The sequence below is a fragment of the Burkholderia cepacia GG4 genome (genome assembly GCF_000292915.1).
In the GTDB taxonomy this organism is placed as follows: domain Bacteria; phylum Pseudomonadota; class Gammaproteobacteria; order Burkholderiales; family Burkholderiaceae; genus Burkholderia; species Burkholderia cepacia_D.
This window is the reverse complement of the sequence record NC_018513.1, coordinates 395,207-419,902: the sequence shown is the minus strand read 5'-3', so window position 1 is coordinate 419,902 and position 24,696 is coordinate 395,207. Positions and strand designations below refer to the sequence as shown.

25 protein-coding genes are annotated in these 24,696 nt (G+C 67.7%); 18 read left to right on the top strand and 7 right to left on the bottom strand.

Annotated features, from left to right (window positions below; genetic code table 11):
* The first annotated feature begins 5 nt into the window (after positions 1-5).
* A complete protein-coding gene (gene fliJ, locus GEM_RS01830; RefSeq protein ID WP_014895750.1) occupies positions 6-464 on the top strand; it encodes a flagellar export protein FliJ in 459 nt (152 codons plus the stop codon).
* 31 nt (positions 465-495) lie between these two features.
* Positions 496-1,863 (top strand): flagellar hook-length control protein FliK, encoded by a 1,368-nt coding sequence (locus tag GEM_RS01825; protein WP_014895749.1) that lies wholly within the window; start codon positions 496-498, stop codon positions 1,861-1,863.
* 33 nt (positions 1,864-1,896) lie between these two features.
* On the opposite strand, the gene GEM_RS01820 is transcribed toward GEM_RS01825, so the two are convergent.
* Complete coding sequence (locus GEM_RS01820; protein ID WP_014895748.1) at positions 1,897-3,537, bottom strand: GMC family oxidoreductase; 1,641 nt, start codon at positions 3,535-3,537, stop codon at positions 1,897-1,899.
* Positions 3,538-3,754: 217 nt separating this feature from the next.
* Between GEM_RS01820 and GEM_RS31735 the strand changes: the two genes are divergently transcribed.
* On the top strand, positions 3,755-4,219 hold the full coding sequence (locus GEM_RS31735) for a hypothetical protein (RefSeq protein ID WP_187293238.1): 465 nt from the start codon (positions 3,755-3,757) through the stop codon (positions 4,217-4,219).
* A gap of 39 nt (positions 4,220-4,258) precedes the next feature.
* Entirely contained in the window at positions 4,259-5,701 is a 1,443-nt protein-coding gene (locus tag GEM_RS01815) for a coniferyl aldehyde dehydrogenase (protein ID WP_014895747.1), read from the top strand.
* Positions 5,702-5,773: 72 nt separating this feature from the next.
* Here GEM_RS01815 and GEM_RS01810 read toward each other — a convergent pair whose 3' ends face one another.
* Both GEM_RS01810 and GEM_RS01805 read right to left on the bottom strand, forming a co-directional pair.
* Entirely contained in the window at positions 5,774-6,805 is a 1,032-nt protein-coding gene (locus GEM_RS01810; RefSeq protein ID WP_014895746.1) for a serine/threonine protein kinase, read from the bottom strand.
* 48 nt (positions 6,806-6,853) lie between these two features.
* A complete protein-coding gene (locus tag GEM_RS01805; protein ID WP_014895745.1) occupies positions 6,854-7,066 on the bottom strand; it encodes a hypothetical protein in 213 nt (70 codons plus the stop codon).
* Positions 7,067-7,396: 330 nt separating this feature from the next.
* Here GEM_RS01805 and GEM_RS01800 point away from each other — a divergent pair, with 330 nt between their 5' ends.
* The 3 genes from GEM_RS01800 to GEM_RS01790 all read left to right on the top strand — a co-directional run bounded on the left by GEM_RS01800 (position 7,397) and on the right by GEM_RS01790 (position 10,392).
* The gene (locus GEM_RS01800) at positions 7,397-8,647 is read left to right on the top strand and encodes an MFS transporter (protein ID WP_014895744.1); all 1,251 of its coding nucleotides are present in this window, start codon (positions 7,397-7,399) and stop codon (positions 8,645-8,647) included.
* Positions 8,648-9,023: 376 nt separating this feature from the next.
* The gene (locus tag GEM_RS01795) at positions 9,024-9,905 is read left to right on the top strand and encodes a DMT family transporter (RefSeq protein WP_041490585.1); all 882 of its coding nucleotides are present in this window, start codon (positions 9,024-9,026) and stop codon (positions 9,903-9,905) included.
* A 301-nt stretch (positions 9,906-10,206) separates the two neighbouring features.
* On the top strand, positions 10,207-10,392 hold the full coding sequence (locus GEM_RS01790; protein WP_014895742.1) for a hypothetical protein: 186 nt from the start codon (positions 10,207-10,209) through the stop codon (positions 10,390-10,392).
* Positions 10,393-10,514: 122 nt separating this feature from the next.
* Here GEM_RS01790 and mgrA read toward each other — a convergent pair whose 3' ends face one another.
* On the bottom strand, positions 10,515-11,558 hold the full coding sequence (gene mgrA / locus GEM_RS01785; protein ID WP_014895741.1) for an L-glyceraldehyde 3-phosphate reductase: 1,044 nt from the start codon (positions 11,556-11,558) through the stop codon (positions 10,515-10,517).
* Between the two features lie 184 nt (positions 11,559-11,742).
* Between mgrA and GEM_RS01780 the strand changes: the two genes are divergently transcribed.
* On the top strand, positions 11,743-11,949 hold the full coding sequence (locus GEM_RS01780) for a DUF3185 family protein (RefSeq protein ID WP_014895740.1): 207 nt from the start codon (positions 11,743-11,745) through the stop codon (positions 11,947-11,949).
* Positions 11,950-12,103: 154 nt separating this feature from the next.
* Here GEM_RS01780 and GEM_RS01775 read toward each other — a convergent pair whose 3' ends face one another.
* Positions 12,104-12,877 (bottom strand): phytanoyl-CoA dioxygenase family protein, encoded by a 774-nt coding sequence (locus GEM_RS01775; protein ID WP_014895739.1) that lies wholly within the window; start codon positions 12,875-12,877, stop codon positions 12,104-12,106.
* Positions 12,878-13,230: 353 nt separating this feature from the next.
* Between GEM_RS01775 and GEM_RS01770 the strand changes: the two genes are divergently transcribed.
* On the top strand, positions 13,231-13,572 hold the full coding sequence (locus tag GEM_RS01770; RefSeq protein WP_014895738.1) for a hypothetical protein: 342 nt from the start codon (positions 13,231-13,233) through the stop codon (positions 13,570-13,572).
* Between the two features lie 109 nt (positions 13,573-13,681).
* Here GEM_RS01770 and metK read toward each other — a convergent pair whose 3' ends face one another.
* Positions 13,682-14,869 carry a methionine adenosyltransferase gene (gene metK / locus GEM_RS01765; protein ID WP_014895737.1) on the bottom strand — a complete coding sequence of 396 codons (1,188 nt, stop codon included), beginning with the start codon at positions 14,867-14,869 and terminating at the stop codon, positions 13,682-13,684.
* Positions 14,870-15,134: 265 nt separating this feature from the next.
* Here metK and GEM_RS01760 point away from each other — a divergent pair, with 265 nt between their 5' ends.
* Positions 15,135-16,019: a lipid A biosynthesis lauroyl acyltransferase gene (locus GEM_RS01760; RefSeq protein ID WP_014895736.1), complete on the top strand. Its 885-nt coding sequence runs from the start codon at positions 15,135-15,137 to the stop codon at positions 16,017-16,019.
* Between the two features lie 21 nt (positions 16,020-16,040).
* On the opposite strand, the gene GEM_RS01755 is transcribed toward GEM_RS01760, so the two are convergent.
* The gene (locus GEM_RS01755; protein WP_041490432.1) at positions 16,041-16,274 is read right to left on the bottom strand and encodes a HigA family addiction module antitoxin; all 234 of its coding nucleotides are present in this window, start codon (positions 16,272-16,274) and stop codon (positions 16,041-16,043) included.
* Between the two features lie 237 nt (positions 16,275-16,511).
* Between GEM_RS01755 and dapF the strand changes: the two genes are divergently transcribed.
* From dapF to hslU, 8 genes are all read left to right on the top strand, one after another.
* Positions 16,512-17,381, top strand: a complete 870-nt coding sequence (gene dapF, locus GEM_RS01750) for a diaminopimelate epimerase (RefSeq protein ID WP_041490431.1) — start codon at positions 16,512-16,514, stop codon at positions 17,379-17,381.
* 36 nt (positions 17,382-17,417) lie between these two features.
* Positions 17,418-18,143 (top strand): DUF484 family protein, encoded by a 726-nt coding sequence (locus tag GEM_RS01745; RefSeq protein ID WP_014895733.1) that lies wholly within the window; start codon positions 17,418-17,420, stop codon positions 18,141-18,143.
* A gap of 13 nt (positions 18,144-18,156) precedes the next feature.
* The gene (xerC, locus tag GEM_RS01740) at positions 18,157-19,077 is read left to right on the top strand and encodes a tyrosine recombinase XerC (protein WP_014895732.1); all 921 of its coding nucleotides are present in this window, start codon (positions 18,157-18,159) and stop codon (positions 19,075-19,077) included.
* A 76-nt stretch (positions 19,078-19,153) separates the two neighbouring features.
* The gene (locus GEM_RS01735) at positions 19,154-20,368 is read left to right on the top strand and encodes a class I SAM-dependent rRNA methyltransferase (protein ID WP_014895731.1); all 1,215 of its coding nucleotides are present in this window, start codon (positions 19,154-19,156) and stop codon (positions 20,366-20,368) included.
* Between the two features lie 199 nt (positions 20,369-20,567).
* A complete protein-coding gene (locus GEM_RS01730; RefSeq protein ID WP_014895730.1) occupies positions 20,568-21,641 on the top strand; it encodes a CobW family GTP-binding protein in 1,074 nt (357 codons plus the stop codon).
* Between the two features lie 491 nt (positions 21,642-22,132).
* Positions 22,133-22,549 (top strand): RNA polymerase-binding protein DksA, encoded by a 417-nt coding sequence (dksA, locus tag GEM_RS01725; protein WP_006477498.1) that lies wholly within the window; start codon positions 22,133-22,135, stop codon positions 22,547-22,549.
* Between the two features lie 233 nt (positions 22,550-22,782).
* Positions 22,783-23,319 carry an ATP-dependent protease subunit HslV gene (gene hslV, locus GEM_RS01720; protein ID WP_006760749.1) on the top strand — a complete coding sequence of 179 codons (537 nt, stop codon included), beginning with the start codon at positions 22,783-22,785 and terminating at the stop codon, positions 23,317-23,319.
* A 10-nt stretch (positions 23,320-23,329) separates the two neighbouring features.
* Positions 23,330-24,673: an ATP-dependent protease ATPase subunit HslU gene (hslU, locus tag GEM_RS01715; protein ID WP_014895729.1), complete on the top strand. Its 1,344-nt coding sequence runs from the start codon at positions 23,330-23,332 to the stop codon at positions 24,671-24,673.
* Positions 24,674-24,696: the final 23 nt, after the last annotated feature.

The window sequence follows — 24,696 nt, the reverse complement described above, 5'->3', positions numbered from 1 at the left end:
TCCCGATGGCACACGGCTTTCCCCTTCAACTGCTGCTCGACCGTGCGCAGGAAGACCTCGACACGGCCGCGAAGCAGCTCGGCACCGCGCAGCGCGACCGCAGCGCGGCCGCCGACCAGCTCGACGCACTGCTGCGCTATCGCGACGAATACCACGCGCGCTTCGCGCAGTCCGCGCAGCACGGGATGCCGGCCGGCAACTTGCGCAATTTCCAGGCGTTCATCGATACGCTCGACGCGGCAATCGTGCAGCAGCGCAACGTGCTGGCCGCAGCCGAAGTGCGCATCGACGAGGCACGCCCGAACTGGCAACAGAAGAAGCGCACCGTCGGCTCATACGAAATCCTGCAGGCGCGCGGTGTCGCGCAGGAAGCGCAGCGCGCCGCGAAGCGCGAGCAGCGCGATGCCGACGAGCACGCCGCGAAGATCCTGCGCATGCGGGCCGACGCGGCCCGATCGGCGTAACCGCCCACCGCTTTCGAACGAGAGAATCGTCATGCCTCCCCTGCCCCTGCTCGGCGCGCTGCTCGACACCGCCGGCGCCGCACTCAAGGCCGTCCGCGACGCCGGTTCGTCCAGCGCCGCCACCCCGTCCGCCGGCAACGATGCCGCACCCGGCGCGGCGGCCGTGCCGTTCGCGCAGACGCTGAAGCAAAGCATCGTCACGCGGCATGACGCAGCGAACGCCGGCAATCCCGACGTCACATCGAAGCAGGCAGCGTCGACGCCGGCCGCCGGCACGAAGCCGTCCGGCACCGACGACGACAAGTCGACCGACGACGCAAACGCCACCACCGCCAATCCCGATGCCGCCGCGCTCGCCGCGGCAGCCGCCGTGCAGGCACAACTGCAGGCGCGCATGAACGATGCGGCACCGGCCAGCGCCGATGCCGCCACCGCTGCCGCCGCCGCCGCGCAAACGACGGCCTTATCCGGCCAGCCGGATGCCACGGCCGCGCTGACCGGTCATGCAGGCAAGGACGCGGCCGCCGAGCCGGCCGTGCCGGCGTCGGGCCGCGACGCGCTGCCGACGGCGCTTGCGAAGCTGACCGGCGGCTCTGGGGCGATCGCGATGCCCGCGACGGGCGCGGCAGCACCGGCGGCGACGCTTTCCGCATCGGCCACCGCCGCACCGCTGACGCCGAAAGTCCCGACCTTCGATCACACGCTCGCCGACGCGAAAGGCGCACTCGCCGCGCAGCAGACGCCCACGCAGGCCGCCGCGCAGGCGCTGCAGCCCGGCGCACCCGGCCAGCCCGCCGCGCAGCATGCATTCGCGGCGACCGAAGAAGCCGCCAGCCCCACCGCCGACGCGTCGGTCGCGGCCGCCACAACGGCTGCGGCTGCGGCAGCCGCACAAGCGAACCAGCAGGCAGCGCCCGTCGCGAACACGATCGCAGCAGCCAACACGCATGTGCTGGCGCCGCATGTCGGCACCGCCGACTGGACCGACGCACTGAGCCAGAAGGTCGTGTTCCTGTCGAACGCGCACCAGCAGAGCGCCGAGCTGACGCTGAACCCGCCGGACCTCGGCCCGCTGCAGGTGGTGCTGCGCGTCGCCGACAACCACGCGCACGCGCTGTTCGTGTCGCAGCACCCGCAGGTGCGCGACGCGGTGGAAGCCGCGCTGCCGAAGCTGCGCGAAGCGATGGAAGCGGGCGGGCTCGGCCTGGGCAGCGCGACCGTCAGCGACGGCGGCTTCGCCTCGCAGCAGCAGAACCCGCAGCAGCGCTTCGCCGGCGGCCAGCAATCGCCGCGCGCACGCGCCGGATCGTCAACCGTCGATGCACCGGTCGACGCTGCGCAATCCGCAGCGGCCGGCGCGATCGTGAGCCGCGCGGGCCTCGTCGATACGTTCGCCTGAGCATCGCGTGCGTCGCGTGCCGGTGCGCGCCGCTCAGCGGCCGTGCACCGCCGCGGCCGCCTCGCCGCGCGGCACGCCGCCGCGGCGGGCCGCGACGATGAAGTCCGCCGCGCGTTCGCCGATCATCACCGACGGCGCATTCGTGTTCCCGCCGATCAGCGTCGGCATCACCGACGCGTCCACCACGCGCAATCCTTCGACGCCCCGCACGCGCAGTTGCGGATCCACGACCGCGCGCGCATCCGAACCCATCCGGCAGGTGCCGACCGGGTGATAGATCGTGTCGGCGTGCGCGACGATGGTCGCGCGCAGCTCGGCTTCGCTCTGGTCCGCCCGCGTGTACAGCTCGCGCCCGCCCTGCGACGCGAGCGGCGCCTGCGACAGGATCCGGCGCATCGCCTGCGCGCCGCGCACGAGCAGGTCGAGGTCGCGCGTGTCGCTGAAGAAGCGCGGATCGATCAGCGGCGCATCGCGCGCGTCGCCGCTCGCGAGCGCAACCGTGCCGCGGCTGAACGGCCGCAGCGCGCAGACGTGCAGCGAATAGCCGAAGCCCCAGTGCATCTTGCGGTTGTGGTCGTCGACGAGCGCCGTGCAGAAATGCAGCTGCAGGTCCGGACGATCGAGCGATGGATCGCTCTTGATGAAGCCGCCGGCCTCCGCGACGTTGCTCGTCATCATCCCCGTGCGGCTCGAGAAGTAGCGTGCGAGCGCCGGCGTCATCTTCGCGATCCCGCGCAGGCAGATGCCGACCAGCTCCGACGAATTCACGCGCGTGTTGATGATGAAGTCGATGTGGTCGATGAGGTTGGTGCCGACGTCCGGCGCATCCTGCACGACCGCGATCCCGTGCCGGCGCAACTGCTCCGCCGGACCGATCCCCGAGCACATCAGCAGTTGCGGCGAATTGAACGCGCCCGCCGACAGGATCACTTCCGCGCGCGCGCCGAGCGTCTCGACGCGTCCGTTGCGCGACACCGCGACGCCGACCGCGCGCTTGCCGTCGAAGCCCACGCGCAGCACCGTCGCATCGGTGATCACGTGCAGGTTCGGCCGGTTGCAGCCGTAGATGTACGCTCGCGCGACGCTGCAGCGCGAGCCGTCGCGGTGCGTGACCTGATAGAAGCCGACGCCTTCCTGCGTCGCGCCGTTGAAATCGTCGTTGAGCGGGTAGCCGGCCGCATGCGCGGCCTGGATGAATCGTTCGGAGAACGGATTACGAAAGCGCAGGTCGGACACCGTCAACGGGCCGTCCGCGCCGTGCCATGCGTCGGCACCGCGCGCGTTGCCTTCCGCGCGGCGGAAATACGGCAGCACGTCCTGCCAGCCCCAGCCCGTCGCGCCGAGTTGTGCCCACTCGTCGTAGTCGCCCGGGTGGCCGCGCGTGTAGATCATCGCGTTGATCGCGCTCGAGCCACCCATTCCGCGTCCGCGCGGCTGGTAGCCGCGGCGGCCGCCGAGGCCCGGTTGCGGCACCGTCTCGTAACCGTAGTTCGTGCCGAGCTTGAACGGCACGAGCGCCGCGATCCCCACCGGCATGTTGACCAGCAGGTTGCGCTCCGTGTGCGAGCCGGCCTCGATCAGCGCGATCGTCGCGTCGGGGCATGCATCGGCGAGGCGGCTGGCGAGGCTCGACCCGCCCGACCCTCCGCCCACGATGATGTAGTCGTATTGCATGTCACGTCTCCTTCGTGTCATGAACGGCGCCCGGCGCGGCCCGGCTCCCGCTTGTAATGTTCGGGCATTGTAGGAACGACCGTCGCGCCCGCGGCACGCGGATTCAAGAGCGATTCCTCTAAACGCCCGCGTGAACTAAATTTAAGATGTATCGATTGAATCGCCGCGATGCACCGGCCGCGAGAAGCCGCGCCGTCGCGAAACTGGGGAGACGACGATGCAGCGCCACGTTCCGCAGGCCGTGCGCCGACCGGGTTGTCCGGACGCGCCGCGCAGGGTCCGCATTTCATTTCAAACGGCAGCCCGTGCGGTGATCTGCGACACCACGCGCGCAGCCACGCGAGATCGAACGACAACGCGCGTCGCCGACCGTTTGGACGGCGTTTCGCATCAACGGCACGAGAGGCCGGAGCGTGAGTGGCGGCATGCAGCGCGCCGCCCCGCTGCCGTGCAGCGGACCACGCACGACGCGCGGCACCGCACGCCGGCCAGGAACCGCCTCGGGCCGCACCTGCTGACCGTGCGATCCCGCTTTCGGATGCGGCAAGCGTCGCGCGCATACGACGCTTGCCGCACGCTGCAACCTGTTTTCGACCGTGCATCGCATCCGGCCTCGCGCCGCGCGACGCGCGCCATCCTGAACCGCCCCGCCACGCTCGCCGAGCGCGCACGTGCGGCCTGACTGCTGGCCGACGCGCCACGCCCCACTGGAGGAGACGACATGAAGAACGACCTGCCCGAACTGGCCCCGCAAGCGCTGCCGTCGGTCGATGCGCTGACGTCGCTGCTGCGCGACCAGCGCGCGGCCTACCTGCGCGCGCCGTACCCGGAATGGGACACCCGCGCGCAGCACCTGCGCGCGCTGCGCACGATGCTGATCGATCACGCGGATGCGCTCGCCGACGCGATCAGCGCCGACTTCGGCCACCGCGCGAAGCAGGAGGTCCTGCTGTCGGAAATCTGGATGGCGAAGGAAGAGATCGACGATGCGCTCAAGCACGGCAAGCGCTGGATGAAGCCGAGCCGCAAGCCGATGAACAAGTGGCTGCGGCCCGCGCGCGCGAAGGTCATTCCGCAGCCGCTCGGCGTGGTCGGTATCGTCGTGCCGTGGAACTATCCGGTACTGCTCGCGGCCGGCCCGCTGATCTGCGCGCTCGCGGCCGGCAACCGCGCGATCATCAAGATGTCCGAACTGACGCCGCGCACATCGGCGCTGTTCGAGCAGCTGATCGCGAAGACCTTCTCGCGCGACCACGTCTCGGTCGTGAACGGCGATGCGGAAGTCGGCGCCGCGTTCAGTGCGCTACCGTTCGATCACCTGCTGTTCACCGGCTCGACGCACGTCGGCCGCCACGTGATGCGCGCGGCGGCCGACAACCTCACGCCCGTCACGCTCGAGCTCGGCGGCAAGTCGCCGGCGATCGTCGGCCCGAATGCACGCTTCGATGCGGCCGTCGACGCGATCGTCGCCGGCAAGACGCTGAATGCGGGCCAGACCTGCATCGCCCCCGATTACGTCCTGCTGCCGCGCGGGATGGAAGCCGCGTTCATCGAGCGAGCGCGGGCGCGGTTCGCGAAGATGTATCCCGACCTGTCGGCGAACGGCGACTACACGACGATCGTGTCGCCGCGTCACTACGCGCGCCTGCAGCAACTTGCGAGCGACGCGCAGGCGGCCGGCGCGCAACTGCATCCGCTGTCCGACGCGCAGTCCGATCCCGCGGCGCGCCGCTTCGTGCCGTGCGCGGTCACGCACGTGCCGGCTGCGTCGCAGCTGATGCAGGAGGAAATCTTCGGGCCGCTGCTGCCGCTCGTGCCGTACGAGCGGCTCGACGAGGCCATCGCCTATGTGAACGCGCGCCCGCGACCGCTCGCGCTGTACCTGTTCGACGAAGACGGCGGCACGATCGACCGCGTGATGCGCGAAACGATCTCGGGCGGCGTGACGGTCAATGACGCGCTGATGCACATCGCGTGCGGCAGTTTGCCGTTCGGCGGGGTCGGCGCGAGCGGGATGGGCGCGTATCACGGCTACGACGGCTTCGTGACGTTCTCGAAGATGAAGCCCGTGCTCACGCAGGCACGGCTGAACGCGCGCAACCTGCTTGCGCCGCCGTACGGCAAGCGCTTCGCCGCGCTGATCAAGCTGATGCTGAAGTTCTGAGCGACGCGGGCCGCGTGCCGCGCGCGGCGGCCCGCCCCGGGATACCGCGCGGCGCCCCCGCCGCGCGAGCCGTCACACGGGCCAGAGCGGCCCTTCCTGCATCGCGCCGATCTGCTCGCGCAGTTCGAGCACGCGTGCTTCCCAGTAGCGATGGGTGTTAAACCACGGGAACGCCGCCGGGAAGGCGGGGTCGTCCCAGCGGCGCGCGAGCCACGCCGCGTAGTGAATCAACCGCAGCGTGCGCAGCGCTTCGACCAGATGCAGTTCGCGCGGCTCGAATTCGCAGAAATCCTCGTAACCGGCGAGCAGGTCCGCGAGCGCGCGCGACGCGCCTTCGCGATCGCCCGGCAGCAGCAGCCACAGATCCTGGACGGCAGGCGCCATCCGGCTGTCGTCGAAGTCGACGAAATGCGGGCCCGCATCGGTCCACAGCACGTTGCTCGGATGACAATCCCCATGCGTGCGCAGCAGGCGGATCTCGCCGGCTCGCTCGAACGCGGCCTCGACGCCCTCGAGCGCGAGCGTGACCGCCGTCTCGTACGCGGGCCGTACATCGTCGGGGATGAAATCGTGCGCGAGCAGGTAGTCGCGCGGCTCGTAGCCGAAGGTGCGGATGTCGAGCACGGGACGCGCGACATACGGCTGCGTCGCGCCGACCGCGTGAATCCGGCCGATGAAGCGGCCGAGCCATTCGAGCGTGTCGCTGCGGTCGAGATCGGGCGCGCGACCGCCGCGCCGCTCGAAGATCGAGAAGCGGAAGCCGTCGAACGCGTGCAGCGTGCGGCCGTCGAACGCGCGCGCGGGCACCGCCGGAATCTCGCGCGCGGCGAGTTCGGCGACGAACGCGTGTTCTTCCAGGATCGCCTCGTCCGTCCAGCGCGCGGGCCGGTAGAACTTCGCGACGACCGGCGGGCCGTCTTCGATGCCGACCTGGTAGACGCGGTTTTCGTAGCTGTTGAGGGCGAGCAGGCGCCCGTCTGTGCGCAGCCCGTCCGGCATCAGCACGCTGTCGAGCGCGTCGAGCACGCACTCGGGCGTGAGGCCGGCGAACGGCGGGCCGGCGGGAGCTGCGGGGGCGGAAGTGTCGTCTTTCATGCCCCGCATTGTGCCGTCAGCCGCGCCGAAACACGAGCGTCCGCTACGGCAGCGCGCTCAGTGGACCGCGGCGCCGGCCGGCAGCACGGATTCGCCGGTATCGATCAGGTCCTCGAGAAAGAACGGCTCGGTGTTGAGTTCCTTCGACTCGCCCGGCACGCCCGCGTACCAGGTCACCATGGCCATGTCGCCCAGAACGCGCTGGACGATGCCGCGCGCGCCCTTCGGCACCGCGATATGGGTAGTGCAGACAATCGACCCGACATGCATGATGGTTCCCCACTCTTGAAACTTGAAACCCGGCTCGCTGGCGAGCCGGCAAATGCACGATCCGCGCCGCCCTCGTCGGGGTGTTGCGCGTAATCCCATTGTTCACGGTTTATCGAAGCGCGAAAAGAAGAAGAAGCAGGCGAAGTGCCGCGAATTCGTCGAATGTCTCCAATCAACCACTGCATCGCGCGTGCGCTTGCACGGGCGGCTACCCCCATCATACCCTGTCGAATGTGACCGCCCGCCGAATCCGGCCACACGCGCGGCGCGCACGCGAATTGCACAACGGGCGTATCGTCTGCCCTTTGCCCGGTTGTCAGGAGACTTCGCGTGACCGCACCGAACGGAACCACGCCCGCGGCCGCGCGCCGCGACACCTCGCCCCCCTATCTCGAACGCGGCTCGCGCAGTTACTGGCGCGCGAGCGTCGCGCTGCTGTTCGCGGGCTACGCGACCTTCTCGCTGCTCTACTACGTGCAGCCGCTGCTGCCGGAATTCTCGACCACGTTCGGCGTGAGCCCCGCGCAGAGCAGTCTCGCGCTGTCGTTCTCGACGGGCGCGCTCGCCATCGCCGTGTTCGTCGCGGGCTTCGTATCCGAAGGCCTGAGCCGTCACCGGCTGATGACCGCGTCGCTGATGCTGTCGTCGGTGCTCACCCTCGTCGCCGCGTTCGCGCCGCACTGGCATCAGATGCTCGTGCTGCGTGCACTGACCGGGCTCGCGCTCGGCGGCGTGCCCGCCGTCGGCATGGCGTATCTCGCCGAGGAGGTGCACCCGGACGGGCTCGGGCTCGCGATGGGTCTCTACGTCGGCGGCAATGCGATCGGCGGGATGGCCGGGCGCGTGATCGCGGGCGTGCTCGCCGACCTGTTCACATGGCGGATCGCGATCGCCGCGATCGGCGTGCTCGGCCTCGCAGCGACGCTCGCGTTTCGCGCGCTGCTGCCGCCGTCGCGCCATTTCACGCCGCGCCGCGGGCTCGGTTTCGCCCAGCATCGCGCGGCGCTCGCCCGGCATCTCGCCGGCCGCCGTGAACTGCCGGTGCTGTTCGCGATGGCCTTCATCCTGATGGGCGGCTTCGTCACGCTGTACAACTATGTCGGCTACCGGCTGCTCGCGCCGCCGTATTCGATGAACCAGGCGACGATTGGCGCGATCTTCGTCGTCTATCTCGTCGGCGTCGTCGCGTCGCCGTGGTCGGGGCGCATGGCCGATTCGCTCGGCCGCGGCCGGGTGCTGATCGCAAGCGTCGTCATCATGCTGGCGGGCGTCGCGTTGACGCTGCTGCAGCCCGTCGCCGCGATCGCGTGCGGCATCGCGTGCGTGACGTTCGGCTTCTTCGCCGGGCATTCGACCGCGAGCGGCTGGGTCGGCCGCCTCGCGACGCAAGGCAAGGGCCAGGCCGCCGCGCTCTACCTGCTGTCCTACTATCTCGGCTCGAGCATCGTCGGCTCGCTCGGCGGACGCTTCTGGAGCGCATCCGGCTGGGCCGGCGTCGCGGCGCTGGTCGCCACGTTGCTCACCGCCGGGCTCGCGGCCGCGGCATGGCTGCGCAGGCGCGAACGCAGCGGCGCCGCGTAACGTGCGGGCGCGCGGCGCCGGCTTCCCGCCGACAGTTGTTGCGCTGGATGGCCGCCTTGCGTTACCTTTGACGTTCATTCGCGTTCAAGCGCATTTCGACACGATGCATCCGCTCACGTCCGCCCTCGCAAAATCCCGGCCGCAGTTCGACTCGCGGCCGCAGGCGTGCGCGCATCCGTCGGTCCTCCCTCCTCCTGTCGCACCGCCGCTCGTCGGCGCCGCGCCGCCCCCGCCGGCGGCACGCGTCGGCTGACCAGCCGGCTTTCGTTTTCCGTTTTCCATTCGCCCGTTTTCGGCCGTTCGTGCGTCATCACGCACGGCGTGTTGCTGCGCGCGCGACATGGAACGTTTCGATCCGTTCGACAGGTGGATTCACATGGTTTCGTTCAAACGCGCGCTCGCCGCGCATGGCGCGACGTCGCTCTTCGTGCTGCTGTGGAGCAGCGGCGCGATCTTCGCTGAATTCGGTCTGCGTCACGCATCCGCGTTCGTCTTTCTCACCGCACGCTTCGCGCTCGCGTCGTTCGTGCTGCTCGTGCTGGCCATGATGCGCGGACGCTGGCTGCCGCCGCGCGGCGAGCGGCGCATGGCCGCGCTGACCGGCCTGCTGATGATGGGCGGCTATTCGATCTTCTATCTGCTCGCGCTCGAGCGCGGGATCGCACCGGGCGTGCTCGCGACGATCCTCGGCGTGCAGCCGATCCTCACGCTCGCGATCGTCGAGCGGCGCTGGCAGCCGATGCGCGTCGCCGGGCTCGGGCTGTCGCTGGCCGGTCTCGCGCTCGTCGTATGCCGCGGCGTAGGCGGTGCCGGCCTGCCGATCATCGGCGTCGCGTGCGCGCTCACGGCGCTCGTCGCGCTGACTGTCGGCGCGCTGCTGCAAAAGCGCGTGCGTGCGGCACCCGCCGACGTGCTGCCGCTGCAGAACGCGATCGGCCTCGCGCTGTGCATGGCGATCCTGCCGTTCCGGCCGATCTCGCTCGATGCGAGTTGGGCGTTCGTCGTGCCGCTGCTGTGGCTCGGCATCGTGATCTCGGTGATCGCGCAGTTGCTGTTCTACCGGTTGATGCAGCGCGGCGATCTCGTCAACGTGACGAGCCTGTTCTATCTCGTGCCTGTCGTCACCACGCTGATGGATGCGGTATGGCTCGGCAACCGGCCCGAGCCGCTCGCGCTCGCCGGCATGGGGGCGATCGTCGCGGGGCTCGCGCTCGTGTTCCGCACGCCGGCCGTTCGCGCGCAACCCGATCGCGCGTAAGCGGATGGTCCGCCGCGCCCGCGGGTACGGCGGACCATCTCGAACACGTACGACGTTTCCGCACAAAACGAAAGGAACGAGAAAGACTTGCGCAAGGCATTCGTCTAATTCGCGGGAAACATGCGGAATCCTCGGGTTTTTCCGCAGACTTTTAATGGTTCGGATAGCGAAAAGCGCCGCGAGGTTGCCTATACTCGAACTGTCCGTCCCGCTCGCAATCGGGTCGGCCCAACATTAGAAATGCCCGGCATGGGGCTGGAACACGCGCATGCGCCTGTTCCGGCCGACTACGGAGACACGCATGACGACCTATTTCACGATCGGCGACTTCATCCTGTTGATTCCGATGGCGCTGGCCGGGGCGCTATTTCTCGGCGCGGTGCCGTGCGCAACCGAATTCCGCCACAACCTGCTGCGCGTGCTCGGCGTCATCCTCGGCGTCGGAGTTGCGGTATTGCTCGTCGAAGGCCTGCCAGCGCTGCTGTAGCGACACGTTGGCGCGCGCCGCCAGTCACATCGCTGCATCGCAGCGACGTGACGGCTTGTGTGCGTGCGCTGCGATACGGCATGCGATAGTTCGCATCCCGTATCGACTGCCTTTGCTGCCGGTCAGATCGCTTGGTCGGTGGATGGCTTTTCCCACAGATTGATGCCGCCTTCGGTCGCGTAGCGATCGATCTCCGCAAGTTCGTCGGCCGAGAATTCGAGGTTCTTCAGCGCGCCGACGTTTTCACGCACCTGCTCCGCACGGCTCGCGCCGATCAGCGCGGACGTCACGCGGCCATTGCGCAGCACCCACGCGAGCGCCATTTGCGCGAGGCTCTGCCCGCGCCGTTCGGCGATGCCGTTGAGCTTGCGCACCTGCTCGAGGTTGTCCGCGCTCAGATGATCCTGCTTCAGCGAGCCGCCGCCCGGCTTGTTCACCCGCGCATCGGCCGGCACGCCGTTCAGGTATTTCGACGTGAGAAGCCCCTGCGCGAGCGGCGTGAACGCGATGCTGCCCGTGCCGATCTCGTCGAGCGTGCCGAGCAGGTCGGGCTCGATCCAGCGGTTCAGCATGTTGTACGAAGGCTGGTGGATCAGCAGCGGCACCTGGTATCGCGCAAGCAGCTCGGCCATCTCGCGCGTCTTCGCGGCCGAATACGACGAGATGCCGATGTACAGCGCCTTGCCCTGCTGCACCGCCGACGCGAGCGCACCGGCCGTCTCCTCGAGCGGCGTGTGCGCGTCGAAGCGGTGCGAATAGAAGATGTCGACGTAGTCGAGCCCCATCCGCTGCAGGCTCTGGTCGAGGCTCGCGAGCACGTACTTGCGCGAGCCGCCGCCGCTGCCGTACGGGCCCGGCCACATGTCCCAGCCGGCCTTCGTCGAGATCAGCAGTTCATCGCGGTACGGCCGGAAATCCTCCTTCAGCAGCCGGCCGAAGTTGGTTTCGGCGCTGCCGTACGGCGGTCCGTAGTTGTTCGCGAGATCGAAGTGATTGATGCCGAGGTCAAACGCGGTGCGCAGGATGTCGCGCTGCGTCGCGATCGGCGTCGAGTCGCCGAAGTTGTGCCACAGGCCGAGCGACAAGGCGGGCAATTTGAGCCCGGATTTGCCGCAGGTGCGGTATTGCATGTCGGCATAACGTTCGGAAGCTGCTTCGTAGGCCATGGGTCTGTTCCGTCAGGACGTCGGGGAAGGGACGCGCGCCGCACGCGAACAGCGCGCGCCGGCGGCGAAGGAAACCTATGACGGCTATGGTAGCGAACGGGGCGCAAGCGCGCACGGCGATGGACGCGGCCGCGCACGTCGCCTAAACTGCGGCGTCTCGAATCACCGTTACAGCGAGGTTGGTATGTCCCGGGTCATCTCGGTTGCGCTGCTCGTCGTCGGCGTCGTGCTGCTGTATTTCGGCGGACAGTCGTTTCATTCGATCAACGACAACGTGTCGCGCTTCTTCACCGGTTCGCCCGCCACGAAGACGATCCTGCTGATCGCGGGCGGCGCCGTCGCATTGCTGATCGGCCTGACCGGCCTCGCGATGCCGTCCAACAAGCGCTGATCGCGCAGCCGCGCGACCGGCAGCGGCCCGCATCGCGCGAGCGGGCTGCGCAAAACGCAACGGGCGGCCAGGCCGCCCGTCTTTTCATGCGCCCACGCGGCCGCCGCGCCCCATCGGGCAATCGGCGCGGCGTCGTCGCCGGCCCGCAGCGCGGCTAGAACTGCACTTCCGGCTTGGTCGCCGAACGCGTGCCCGGCACCGGCCGGTTGCTCAGGCCGTGATACGTGTACACGAGCGAGAACTTCACCTGGTCGGAACGGTTCTGCCCCGCCGAATGCAGCGTGTTGCAGTGGAAGAACACGACGTCGCCCGCCTGGAGCGGCGGGCAGGTTGCCGCGTCGATCATCTTGCGGTTTTCCGGCAGGTCGCTGCGGAAGAACTTCGCGTCGTCAAACGCCTCCGGCCCGAATTCGGCCGTATGCGAACCCGGCACCAGCCAGAGCGCACCGTTTTCGTTCGTTTCCGGCCCGAGCGCGAGCCACACCGACACCATGTCCGCGCGCTCGAACGACCAGTAACGGAAATCACGATGCCAGCCCGTGAGGCTGCCGTACGCAGGGTGCTTCGTCATCATGCAGTTGTGATGCGTGCGCGACAGCACCGGCTGCTCGCCGAAGTACTCGCGCATCCACACGCCGATTTCCGGCGCGATCGCGCGTTCGGCGAACGCCGGATCACGCGTGTATGCGTCGAGCAATCGCCGCACCGTATGCCCGCCCGGCGCATGCTTCGACTCGGGCGCGCCCGGGTAGCGCAGGTCCGCCTCGAACTCGATCGGCTCCGCCGCTTCCTGCAACTGGCGCTCCGCGATCTGCTTGAGCGCCGCGCACTGCGCTTCGCCGACGAGGCCGCGCGCGACGACGAAGCCGCGTTCGCGCAATTCCGCGACTTGCGCGCGGATCGATTCCGACTGCAATGGAGACGACATGGGATGCCAGACGTTTATTGTGTGAATGTGACGATTGTAAATCGGCGCCGGATGCCGCGAACAGCACCATTGTCGTGCGCAGGGGCATGCCAATTGCCGATTTGATCTGGCTCAAGGGAACTGTGCGGCGCGGCGCGAGCCTCAACGACAGGCGGTATGCGGAAACACGCTTGCGGCACAAGGGTTTATCGCGACTTTTGCGCGTCACGAAAGCCCTGTAGCCTGTCGCGGCCTGTCAATTCTGGCGGGCGCGGCGCGCAACGACTTTCGGTAAGATGCGTTGCGCCATCCGAGGCCGTTCATACCAGTGCGCTCTTCAAGGGCGCCACCCATACAAGCGAAGCATCGTTCACATGCCATTCCGTCTGACTTCCCGTCTCAGCCGCGCTGCGAAGCGCGTCGTGCCGTCCGCTCCTGCCCGCCCGCTGCGCCATCACCGCGCCCGCACGCAGGCGCTCGCCGAGCACACGCACGCGCACAGCCGGCTGGACGGCATCCGCGCGTGGTTCCACGCGTTCTTCTCGATGATGAGCGCGCAGGCGTTCGCACGCCGCGCCGGCCTGCGCTCGCTGCTGCAGAAGCCGTCGTCGCTGCGCGCGCTCGCGCTGCGCCGCGCGCTGGGCCCGCAGCGCCGCGTGAACCGCCCGCGCCGCCTGGCGGCGAGCAACGGCTGGTTCGGGTTCGGCGCACGCTGAAGCCGCGCCGGCGGGCAAGGCCCGCCACGATCGCCGTCATCTCGACGGCGCTCGACTCGCATAAAAAAACCCCGGCATGCCGGGGTTTTTCGTTTCGGGCGAACGGCGCTTACGCGACGCGTGCCGTCGGCTCCACGCCGGCCGCTTCGGCCAGTGCGAGTGCCTTGTCGGTTGCTTCCCACGAGAATTCCGGCTCTTCGCGGCCGAAGTGGCCGTAAGCTGCCGTCTTCTCGTAGATCGGGCGCAGCAGGTCGAGCATCTTGATGATGCCCTTCGGACGCAGGTCGAAATGCTCGCGCACGAGCTTCGTGATCAGCGCATCCGACACGCGGCCCGTGCCGAACGTGTTGACCATCACCGAGGTCGGCTCGGCGACGCCGATCGCGTACGACACCTGGATCAGCGCGCGCGATGCGAGGCCCGCGGCGACGATGTTCTTCGCGACGTAGCGGCCGGCATAGGCTGCCGAACGGTCGACCTTCGACGGATCCTTGCCCGAGAACGCGCCGCCGCCGTGCGGTGCGGCACCGCCGTAGGTGTCGACGATGATCTTGCGGCCGGTCAGGCCGCAGTCGCCCTGCGGGCCGCCGATCACGAACCGGCCGGTCGGGTTCACGAGGAACTTGATGTCGCCCTTGATCAGGTCGGCCGGCAGCGTCGGCTTGATGATTTCCTCGATCACGGCTTCGCGCAGTGCCGGCAGTTCGATGTCCGGTGCGTGCTGCGTGGACAGCACGACGGTGTCGATCGAATCGGGGCGGCCATCGACGTAGCGGATCGTCACCTGCGACTTCGCGTCCGGGCGCAGCCACGGCAGGCGGCCGTCACGGCGCAGGCTGGCCTGGCGCTCGACGAGGCGGTGCGACAGGTGGATCGGCAGCGGCATCAGTTCGGGCGTTTCGTCGCACGCGTAACCGAACATCAGGCCCTGGTCGCCCGCGCCTTGATCGAGGTTGTCGTCATGTGCGCGATCGACACCCTGCGCGATGTCCGGCGACTGCTTGTCGTACGCGACGAGCACCGCGCAACCCTTGTAGTCGATACCGTACTCGGTGTTGTCGTAGCCGATGCGCTTGATGGTGTCGCGCGCGATCTGGATGTAATCGATGTTGGCCGTCGTGGTGATTTCACCGGCCAGAACGACGAGACCCGTGTTGCACAGCGTTTCGGCTGCGACGCGGGAATATTTGTCCTGCTCGAGGATGGCGTCGAGAATCGCGTCCGAGATTTGGTCCGCGACCTTGTCCGGATGGCCTTCGGAGACGGATTCGGACGTGAAGAGATAATCGTTTGCCACTTTTTCAGGCTCCTGTGTGGTTACGGTGGGTTTCACGTAGCCAGCTTCGTTAGGCCTGAAGCGGCGACGCTTTAGCGGATTACCAGGACCGGGCAGCGCGCTTCGCGCCAGCCGGCTTCGCCCCGCAAGTTGTCAGTTAACTCGGCGAAGCCCGTATTATAGCGGCTTTCGTGAATTGTCACAGAGCGCCGCCCGTGCCGCATCATCCGCTGTCCTACCCCCCTGTTCGCAACGTGCCGGCCAGCCGGCCCCACGGAGATTCCGCATGCTAGGCCGCCTCGGCACGCACCTCGCCATTGGCTTGCTGAAGCTGCTCGCCCTGCTACCGTACGGACTGACCGCACGGCTCGGCGACGGCCTCGGCTGGCTGCTGTACCAGATTCCCAGCCGGCGAAAGCGCATCGTACATATCAATCTGAAACTTTGCTTCCCCGACTGGAGCGACGAACGGCGCGAGGAAGTGGCGGGCCTGCATTTCCGCCACGCGATCCGCAGCTACGTCGAGCGCAGCTACCAGTGGTTCGCGTCGGAACAGGCCTACCGCAAGCTGTTTACGGTTGAAAGCGAGGTCGACCTCAGCGATCCGGACATGCCGCCGACGCTCTTGCTCGGCTTCCATTTCGTCGGCATCGAGGCAGGCTCCATGGCGATCAACCTCGCACTCGACCGTCCGTGCGGCTCGCTCTACACGCCGATGAAGAGCCCGGAAATCGAAGCCGCGGCCAAAGCCGGCCGCAGCCGCTTCGGCGCGGAACTCGCGAGCCGGGCCGACAGCGCGCGAACCGTGCTGCGCTGGCTGCGCGACCGCAAGCCCGTGATGCTCGGCGCCGACATGGACTACGGGCTGCGCAACTCGACGTTCGTACCCTTCTTCGGCGTGCCCGCATGCACGCTGACGGCCGTCGGCCGGTTCGCAAAGACCGGCCACGCGCAGGTTCTGCCCTTTATCGGCGAGGTGCTGCCGAACTACAAGGGCTACCGGCTGAAGGTGTTCAAGCCGTGGGCCAACTACCCGACCGGCGACGACGATCTCGACGCGCGGCGGATGAACGAATTCCTCGAGGAACAGATTCCGCTGATACCCGAGCAGTATTATTGGGTCCACAAGCGCTTCAAGACGCGCCCGCCCGGCGAGCCGAGCCTCTATTGAGTCGAACCCGCGGGCGCGCCGTTACACACGCGCCTGCACCCTCGCCACCTTCGGCGCGCCTTTCGCACGCGCCTGCCAGAGATCGTAGGCCGACTGCGGCGCGAGCCATCGATCCGCCTTCCCGCCGCTTTCCTCGCCCAGCCACGCTTCGAGACGCAATGCCATTTCAGGCGAGATGCCGGCATGGCCGTGCAGGATGCGCGACAGCGCCGCCCGCGTGACGCCGGATTCACCTGTCGCGACAACGCTCGCCACACCGCACCACCTCAATCTGCCCACTCCTCTCTGCCCGCGCAACCAGTCAGCCGATCGGCCGACACCGTCCCGCTCCGCCGTTAAACGACGCCCGGCGCCCCGCCCGCGCAGGACGCCCCTGTCGGCTGCATGTATCATTTGCGGTTGAGATCAGCACGACGAACAAGGCCGCCCGCGATGGCGGCACACCGCGTCCGTCGCGCCGACCGCCTTGTTCGTCATGGAATTCCCGACCCAGTGAAACTCTCGTTCACCAAGATGCACGGCGCGGGCAACGACTTCGTCGTGCTCGACGGCTATTCGCGCGCGTTGCCGCCGCTCACCGAAGCGCAGGTACGCGCGCTCGCCAACCGACACTTCGGCATCGGCGCCGACCAGTTGCTGCTGGTCGAGAAACCGACCGTCGACGGTGCGGATTTCAAGTACCGGATCTTCAATTGCGACGGCGGCGAAGTCGAACACTGCGGCAACGGCGCGCGCTGCTTCGTGAAGTTCGTCAGCGACCGCGGCCTGACCGGCAAGCGCAGCGTGCGCGTGCAGGTGATGAAGGGCCTGATCACGCTGACGATGCAGGACAACGGTGAAGTCGTCGTCGACATGGGCGCGCCCGTGTTCGCGCCGGCGCAGGTGCCGTTCGACGCGGCGGGGCTCGACGGCCAGACGGAAGGCAACGACACGCTGTGGCCGCTCGACGTCGGCGGCCACACGCGCTGGATCTCGACGGTGTCGATGGGCAACCCGCACGCGGTGCAGATCGTCGACGACGCCGAAGCGTATCCGGTGCTCGAAGAAGGCCCGCTGATCGAGCGCCACGCACGCTTCCCGCAGCGCGTGAACGCCGGCTTCATGCAGATCGTGTCGCGCAACGAGGTGAAGCTGCGCGTGTACGAGCGCGGCGCGGGCGAGACGCTCGCGTGCGGCACCGGCGCGTGCGCGGCGGTGGCGGCCGGCATTCGGCGCGGCCTGCTCGATACGCCCGTGACCGTGCACACGCACGGCGGGACGCTGACGATCGGCTGGGACGGCGCGCGCGACGAAGCGGCCGCGCTGATGATGGCCGGTCCCGCTGCGACCGTCTTCGAAGGCGAGATCGACCTGAACGTCTGACCCTTCAACGTCCTGATAACTGAACGCTCCAGCCACATGAACGATCGCGAAGTCGCCGACTACCTGCTCGCCAATCCCGAATTCTTCGCGCAACACGCGGAGCTGCTCGCGACGATCCGTCTCGCGAACCCGCACGGCAAGGCCGCGATCTCGCTGCAGGAGCGGCAGATGGAGATGCTGCGCGACAAGAACAAGCATCTCGAGCGCCGGCTCGCCGAGCTCGTGCGCTACGGGCACGAGAACGACAGCCTGTCCGCGAAGTTCAGCCGCTGGACCGCACGCGTGATCGCGGAACGCGACCCGTACGCGCTGCCGCGCACGATCGCCGACGGCATCGCCGACGTGTTCGACGTGCCGCAAACGGCACTGCGCGTGTGGGATGTCGCCGACACCTACGCGCAGGCCGAATTCGCGCGCCAGGTCGGCGAGGAAGTGCGGCTCTTCACGAACGGGCTGTCGACGCCGTACTGCGGCGCGAATACCGGTTTCGAAGCGGCCCAATGGCTCGCGCCCGCGCTCGCCGCACCGGCCGCGAATGCTGCGGAAGGCGCCGAAGCCACGCCGGCCGGCGACGGCTCGGCCACGTCGGTCGCGCTGCTCGCGCTGCGCGCGCCGCTCGCCGGCACCGATGCGCCCGCGTTCGGCCTGCTCGTGCTCGGCTCGCCCGATCCGCGCCGCTTCCACGACGGCATGGCCACCGATTTCCTCGCGCAGATCGCGACGCTCGCGAGCGCCGCGCTCACGCGCCTGCTGCCGCACTGATGTCGCGCCCGCGATGACCGACGATCCGATCGCCGCCTACCTGTCGAACCTGAAGCACGTCAGGCTGCTGTCGGAACACACGCTGCGCGCGTACACGCACGAACTCGACGAACTGAAGAAGCTCGCGGCCGGCCGGCCGCTCGCCGCGCTGACGGCCGCCGACATGCGCGGCGCGGTCGTGCGCGCGCATGCGGGCGGGCTGTCCGCACGCTCGATCTCGCACCGGCTGTCCGCCTGGCGCGCGTTCTACCGCTGGCTCGCGCAGCGCATCGAGATGCCCGCGAATCCCGTCGCCGGGGTTCGTGCGCCGAAACGCGAGAAACCACTGCCCAAAGCGCTGTCGGTCGACGACGCGGTCGCACTGATGGATACGCCGCTGCCCGACACGACCGAAGGCATCCGCGATCACGCGATCCTCGAGCTGTTCTATTCGTCCGGGCTGCGCCTCGCGGAACTGGTCGGGCTCGACGTCATGTACACGCAAGGCGACGGCTACCGCTCGGCCGGCTGGCTCGATCTCGCCGAAGCCGAAGTCACGGTGCTCGGCAAGGGCAACAAGGAACGCAAGGTGCCGGTCGGCCGCAAGGCGATCGACGCGCTGAACGCGTGGCTCGCGGTGCGCGGCGAATTCGTGAAGCACGATCCGCACCCGCTGTTCGTATCGGTGCGCGGCAATCGCATGGCGCCAGGCGTCGTGCGCGACCGCGTGAAGCGTGCGGCGCTCGCCGCGGGCATCCCCGCCAACGTCCACCCGCACGTGCTGCGCCACTCGTTCGCGACGCACGTGCTGCAGTCGAGCGGCGACCTGCGCGCGGTACAGGAACTGCTGGGCCACGCGAGCGTCGCCGCGACGCAGGTCTATACGTCGCTCGACTTCCAGCATCTCGCGAAGATTTACGACAGCGCGCATCCGCGCGCGAAGAAGCGCGACTGACGCGCATCCCGTGTTACCCGCCGCGCGCGGCAACCGGCCACGGCCGGCGCCGGGCGCGGCCCATTTCGATCCGATCATGCAAACCGTCACACTCAAACCGTCCAAGGAAAAATCGCTGCTGCGCCGGCATCCGTGGGTCTACGCCAATGCGATCGACCGCGTCGACGGCAAGCCCGCGCCCGGCGCGACCGTGATCGTGCGTGCACACGACGGCCGCTTCCTCGCGCGCGGGGCGTACAGCCCGCAATCGCAGATCCGCGTGCGCGCATGGAGCTTCGACGAGAACGAACCGATCGATCACGCGTTCTTCAAGCGCCGCGTGCAGCGCGCGGTCGCGCACCGCACGACGATGGTGTCGGGCACCGGCGCGGTACGGCTCGTGTTCGGCGAGGCCGACGGCTTGCCGGGGCTGATCGTCGACTACTACATCGCGGACACCGCCGAGCCCGGCGCCGCGCCGCGCGGCCAGCTCGTGTGCCAGTTCATGGCCGCCGGCGTCGAAGCGTGGAAGGACGCGATCGTCGCGGCACTCAGCAGCGCGACCGGCTGCCCGAACGTGTACGAACGCTCGGACGTATCGATCCGCGACAAGGAAGGCCTCGAGCAGACGACCGGCGTGCTCGCCGGCGACGCACCGCCCGCGACGCTGATCGCGAACGAAAACGGCGTGCGTTATCACGTCGACGTGCCGAACGGCCACAAGACGGGCTTCTACGTCGACCAGCGCGACAACCGCGCGCTCGTCGCGCAATACGCGGACGGCCGCGACGTGCTCAACTGCTTCTGCTACACGGGCGGCTTCTCGCTCGCGGCGCTCAAGGGCGGCGCGAAACGCGTCGTGTCGATCGACTCGTCGGGCGACGCGCTCGCGCTCGCGCAACAGAACGTCGTGGCCAACGGCTTCGACACCGAACGCGCGACCTGGCTCGACGCGGACGCGTTCAAGACGCTGCGTCGCCTCGTCGACGAAGGCGAGCGCTTCGACCTGATCGTGCTCGATCCGCCGAAGTTCGCGCCGACCCGCGACAGCGTCGACCGCGCGGCCCGCGCGTACAAGGACATCAACCTCAGCGGCTTCAAGCTGCTGCGTCCGGGCGGCCTGCTGTTTACGTACTCGTGCTCGGGCGCGATCGACATGGACCTGTTCCAGAAGATCGTCGCGGGCGCGGCCGCCGACGCAAAGGTCGACGCACGCATCCTGAAGCGGCTCGGCGCGGGCGTCGATCACCCGCTGCTCGCTGCGTTCCCGGAAGGCGAATATCTGAAGGGCCTGCTGTTGCAAATCGTCTGATTGCCCCGATCTAGACGCACACCCGCGTCCGCCGGCCCTTCCGCGCTGGCGGACCCGCGCTCGAGCCTGTCGTCCGGACGACGGGCGAGGGCTTGACAGGTATGTTTCAATGGATGGTTGTGCGCCCCGGCTCGCGAGTCGAAGGCGCGACGCACCCACCCTGGTTTTGACCCCGATTCACGAACCACAGGCGACCGACATGGCCACTCCCGTCACCATCCTTACCGGCTTTCTCGGCAGCGGCAAGACGACGCTGCTCAAGCGCATCCTGAACGAACAGCACGGCATGAAGATCGCCGTGATCGAGAACGAATTCGGCGAAGAGAACATCGACAACGAGATCCTCGTGCAGGATTCGAACGAGCAGATCATCCAGATGAGCAACGGCTGCATCTGCTGCACGATCCGCGGCGACCTCGCCCGCGCGCTCGGCGATCTGGCCGCGAAGAAGCGCGAAGGCAAGCTCGACTTCGACCGCATCGTGATCGAGACGACCGGCCTCGCGAACCCGGGCCCCGTCGCGCAGACCTTCTTCATCGACAGCGAGATCGCCGACGATTTCCTGCTCGACGCCGTCATCACGCTGGTCGACGCAAAGCATGCGAACGCGCAGCTCGACGAACACGAAGTGGTGCAGCGCCAGGTCGGCTTCGCCGATCGCCTGTTCATCACGAAGTCGGACCTCGTCGACGACCAGGCCGTCGCGGCGCTCAAGCACCGCCTGATGCACATGAACCCGAAGGCGACGATCAAGGTCGTGAACTTCGGCGAAGCCGACATCAAGGAAATCTTCGACCTGCGCGGCTTCAACCTGAACGCGAAGCTCGAGATCGACCCGGACTTCCTCGCCGAGGACGATCACGCGCACCAGCACCACGATCACGACCATGACCACGATCACGCGCATTGCGACCACGATCACGGTCAATGCGCGCACGATCACGACCACGGCCATCACCACCACGCGCACCACGACGACAAGATCAAGTCGTTCGTGTACCGCAACGACCGCCCGTTCGACCCGAACAAGCTGGAAGACTTCCTCGGCGGCATCCTGCAGATCTACGGCGAACGGATGCTGCGCTACAAGGGCGTGCTGTACATGAAGGGCGTCGATCGCAAGGTCGTGTTCCAGGGCGTGCACCAGATGATGGGCAGCGACCTTGCCGCGAAGTGGCTGCCGGTCGAGAAGAAGACCAACAAGATGGTGTTCATCGGTGTCGACCTCCCGCAGGACCTGATCACCGACGGCCTCGACGCCTGCCTCGCCTGAGCGTCCAGGCAGGCGCCGTGCGCCGCCCGGGCGGCCGCCTTCGCGGGCGGCCGCGGCCGTCGCGCGGTGCCTTTTCCGGGCAGGGCTTCGTCGTCATCGCTTTTTCGCGATTTGCGCGTTATATTTTCTAGATATTGGCGCAGCCGACGGGGATCGACCCGATACGGCGCCCGCTTGCGATTCAGTTACAATACGTGCCCGCTGGAGTACGGTAATAACAGGTCCGGTTCTTGCTGAACCAATACCCGGGCATCGCAACCGCGCCGGATCGCTCATCCGCCACCCGGCCGCGGCCGATGCGATCTGCCGCGCAGCACCGGTTCGCCGCGCGCGCAAATCCGCGCCAGGCCTATCCTGGTATTTGAGAACCGGTTTTCCAGAGGCTTTCGGCCCCGCGGCGGCAAATCGCAAATGATTGCAAGCGCGGTTGCGGGTAATCCCAAAGTGCAGGCAATATCTCTTGATTTGCCGCACATTGAAGAAGCAAGCAGATGACGAAGAAACTCTTGACCGAAGCCGAAATCCTGAAGATGAGCGACAAGGATTACATGAATGAGGATCAGCTCGCCTTCTTCAAAAATCGGCTCGAACAGTTGCAGGCGGACATCCTCAAGAATGCAGGCCAGACGACCGAGAACCTGCGTGAGACGGTGATCGTGCCCGACCCCGCCGATCGCGCGACGATCGAGGAAGAGCACGCGCTCGAGTTGCGTACGCGCGATCGCGAACGCAAGCTCCTCAAGAAGGTTCAGCAATCGCTCGCCCGCATCGATTCCGGCGATTATGGCTGGTGCGAGGAAACCGGCGAACCGATCGGCATCCCGCGCCTGCTCGCGCGCCCGACGGCCACGCTGTCGCTCGAGGCGCAAGAGCGCCGCGAGCTGCGCCAGAAGCTGTTCGGCGACTGATCGAGCGGCGTTCCGCTCCGACACGCTGCTTCCCGAAAGCGCGCGGCCTGCCGCGCGCTTTTTGTTTTTCCGGCACCGGTTCCCGGTTGGCCGATTTGCCCCCCCCTCTTGATATCCCGGCGCCCGCCCTAAAATGAAACGGACGCGCGCCGGGCCGCTCCCCGGCGCACTGCGATTCATGCGGCGGCGCCCCGCGCCGCCCGACTCTTCCCCGTTTTTCTCAAGGAACGCAGATGGAGCAATTTCACGGCACGACCATCGTTTCGGTCCGGCGCGGCGACAAGGTCGCACTCGGCGGCGACGGCCAGGTAACACTCGGCAACATCGTCATGAAGGGTGGCGCGCGGAAAGTGCGGCGGATCTACAACAACCAGGTACTGGTCGGATTCGCGGGCGGCACCGCCGATGCGTTCTCGCTGCTCGATCGCTTCGAGGCGAAGCTCGAGAAGCACCAGGGCAACCTGACCCGCGCGGCCGTCGAGCTCGCGAAGGACTGGCGCACCGACCGGATGCTGCGCCGCCTCGAGGCGATGCTGATCACGGCCGATGCGACCACCACGCTCGTGATCACCGGCAACGGCGACGTGCTCGATCCTGAAGGCGGCATCTGCGCGATCGGCTCGGGCGGTGCGTACGCGCAGGCCGCGGCCCGCGCGCTCGCCGAGAACACCGAGCTGTCGCCGCGCGAGATCGTCGAGAAGTCGCTCGAGATCGCCGGCGACATGTGCATCTACACGAACCACAACCGCATCATCGAAACGATCGAGTAAGGACCGCACCATGAGCACCATGACCCCTGCCGAGATCGTCTCGGAACTCGACAAGCACATCATCGGCCAGGACAAGGCGAAGAAGGCCGTCGCGGTCGCGCTGCGCAACCGCTGGCGCCGCCAGCAGGTCGCCGACCCGCTGCGCCAGGAAATCACACCGAAGAACATCCTGATGATCGGGCCGACGGGCGTCGGCAAGACCGAAATCGCGCGCCGCCTCGCGAAGCTCGCCGACGCGCCGTTCATCAAGATCGAAGCGACCAAGTTCACCGAAGTCGGCTACGTCGGCCGCGACGTCGACAGCATCGTGCGCGACCTGATCGAGATCTCGGTCAAGCAGACGCGCGAAACCGAGATGCGCAAGGTGCGCAGCAAGGCGACCGACCAGGCGGAAGACCGCATCCTCGACATCCTGCTGCCGCAGCCGCGCGCGGTCGGCTTCGGCGGCAATGCCGAACACGCGAACGACGACAACAACGCGACGCGCCAGACCTTCCGCAAGCGCCTGCGCGAAGGCCAGCTCGACGACAAGGAAGTCGAGCTCGATATCGAGCAGCCGTCGGCCGGCATGGACATCATGGCGCCGCCCGGGATGGAAGAGATGACCGAGCAGATCCGCTCGATGTTCTCGAACCTCGGCAGCGGCAAGAAGCAGCGCCGCAAGGTGAAGATCAAGGAAGCGCTGAAGCTGCTGACCGACGAGGAAGCGGCGAAGATGCTCAACGACGAGGAAGTGAAGGCGAAGGCCGTGCAGAACGTCGAGCAGAACGGCATCGTGTTCCTCGACGAGATCGACAAGATCACGTCGCGCAACAACGAAGGCAGCGGCGGCGAAGTGTCGCGCCAGGGCGTGCAGCGCGACCTGCTGCCGCTCGTCGAAGGCACGACGATCAACACGAAGTACGGGATGGTGAAGACCGATCACATCCTGTTCATCGCGAGCGGCGCGTTCCACCTCGCGAAGCCGAGCGACCTGATTCCGGAACTGCAGGGCCGCTTCCCGATCCGCGTCGAGCTCGACTCGCTGTCGGTGAAGGACTTCGAGGCGATCCTGGTCGCGACCGACGCGAGCCTCGTCAAGCAGTACCAGGCGCTGCTCGCGACCGAAGACGTGCAGCTCGAGTTCGCCGACGACGGCATCCGCCGCCTGGCCGAGATCGCGTATTCGGTCAACGAGAAGACCGAGAACATCGGTGCGCGCCGCCTGTACACGGTGATCGAGAAGCTGCTCGAGGAAGTGTCGTTCTCGGCCGGCAACCACGCCGGCGAGCGCGTGACGATCGACGCGAAGTATGTCGACCGTGCGCTCGGCGAAGTGTCGCAGGACGAGGACCTGTCGCGCTACGTGCTGTAACGCGCGCGGCGTCGGACAAACGA

Bases quoted from the DNA above. Each gene is read 5' to 3' on its own strand.
- GEM_RS01775 (WP_014895739.1), bottom strand. From the start codon at position 12,877: ATGTCGTCTCCATTGCAGTCGGAATCGATCCGCGCGCAAGTCGCGGAA.
- mgrA (WP_014895741.1), bottom strand. From the start codon at position 11,558: ATGGCCTACGAAGCAGCTTCCGAACGTTATGCCGACATGCAATACCGC.
- GEM_RS01780 (WP_014895740.1), top strand. From the start codon at position 11,743: ATGTCCCGGGTCATCTCGGTTGCGCTGCTCGTCGTCGGCGTCGTGCTG.
- xerC (WP_014895732.1), top strand. From the start codon at position 18,157: ATGACCGACGATCCGATCGCCGCCTACCTGTCGAACCTGAAGCACGTC.
- GEM_RS01790 (WP_014895742.1), top strand. From the start codon at position 10,207: ATGACGACCTATTTCACGATCGGCGACTTCATCCTGTTGATTCCGATG.
- GEM_RS01770 (WP_014895738.1), top strand. From the start codon at position 13,231: ATGCCATTCCGTCTGACTTCCCGTCTCAGCCGCGCTGCGAAGCGCGTC.
- GEM_RS01805 (WP_014895745.1), bottom strand. From the start codon at position 7,066: ATGCATGTCGGGTCGATTGTCTGCACTACCCATATCGCGGTGCCGAAG.
- GEM_RS31735 (WP_187293238.1), top strand. From the start codon at position 3,755: ATGCAGCGCCACGTTCCGCAGGCCGTGCGCCGACCGGGTTGTCCGGAC.
- GEM_RS01760 (WP_014895736.1), top strand. From the start codon at position 15,135: ATGCTAGGCCGCCTCGGCACGCACCTCGCCATTGGCTTGCTGAAGCTG.
- GEM_RS01795 (WP_041490585.1), top strand. From the start codon at position 9,024: ATGGTTTCGTTCAAACGCGCGCTCGCCGCGCATGGCGCGACGTCGCTC.
- GEM_RS01810 (WP_014895746.1), bottom strand. From the start codon at position 6,805: ATGCGGGGCATGAAAGACGACACTTCCGCCCCCGCAGCTCCCGCCGGC.
- GEM_RS01825 (WP_014895749.1), top strand. From the start codon at position 496: ATGCCTCCCCTGCCCCTGCTCGGCGCGCTGCTCGACACCGCCGGCGCC.
- GEM_RS01735 (WP_014895731.1), top strand. From the start codon at position 19,154: ATGCAAACCGTCACACTCAAACCGTCCAAGGAAAAATCGCTGCTGCGC.
- GEM_RS01815 (WP_014895747.1), top strand. From the start codon at position 4,259: ATGAAGAACGACCTGCCCGAACTGGCCCCGCAAGCGCTGCCGTCGGTC.
- GEM_RS01730 (WP_014895730.1), top strand. From the start codon at position 20,568: ATGGCCACTCCCGTCACCATCCTTACCGGCTTTCTCGGCAGCGGCAAG.
- hslV (WP_006760749.1), top strand. From the start codon at position 22,783: ATGGAGCAATTTCACGGCACGACCATCGTTTCGGTCCGGCGCGGCGAC.
- hslU (WP_014895729.1), top strand. From the start codon at position 23,330: ATGAGCACCATGACCCCTGCCGAGATCGTCTCGGAACTCGACAAGCAC.
- fliJ (WP_014895750.1), top strand. From the start codon at position 6: ATGGCACACGGCTTTCCCCTTCAACTGCTGCTCGACCGTGCGCAGGAA.
- dksA (WP_006477498.1), top strand. From the start codon at position 22,133: ATGACGAAGAAACTCTTGACCGAAGCCGAAATCCTGAAGATGAGCGAC.
- GEM_RS01820 (WP_014895748.1), bottom strand. From the start codon at position 3,537: ATGCAATACGACTACATCATCGTGGGCGGAGGGTCGGGCGGGTCGAGC.
- GEM_RS01745 (WP_014895733.1), top strand. From the start codon at position 17,418: ATGAACGATCGCGAAGTCGCCGACTACCTGCTCGCCAATCCCGAATTC.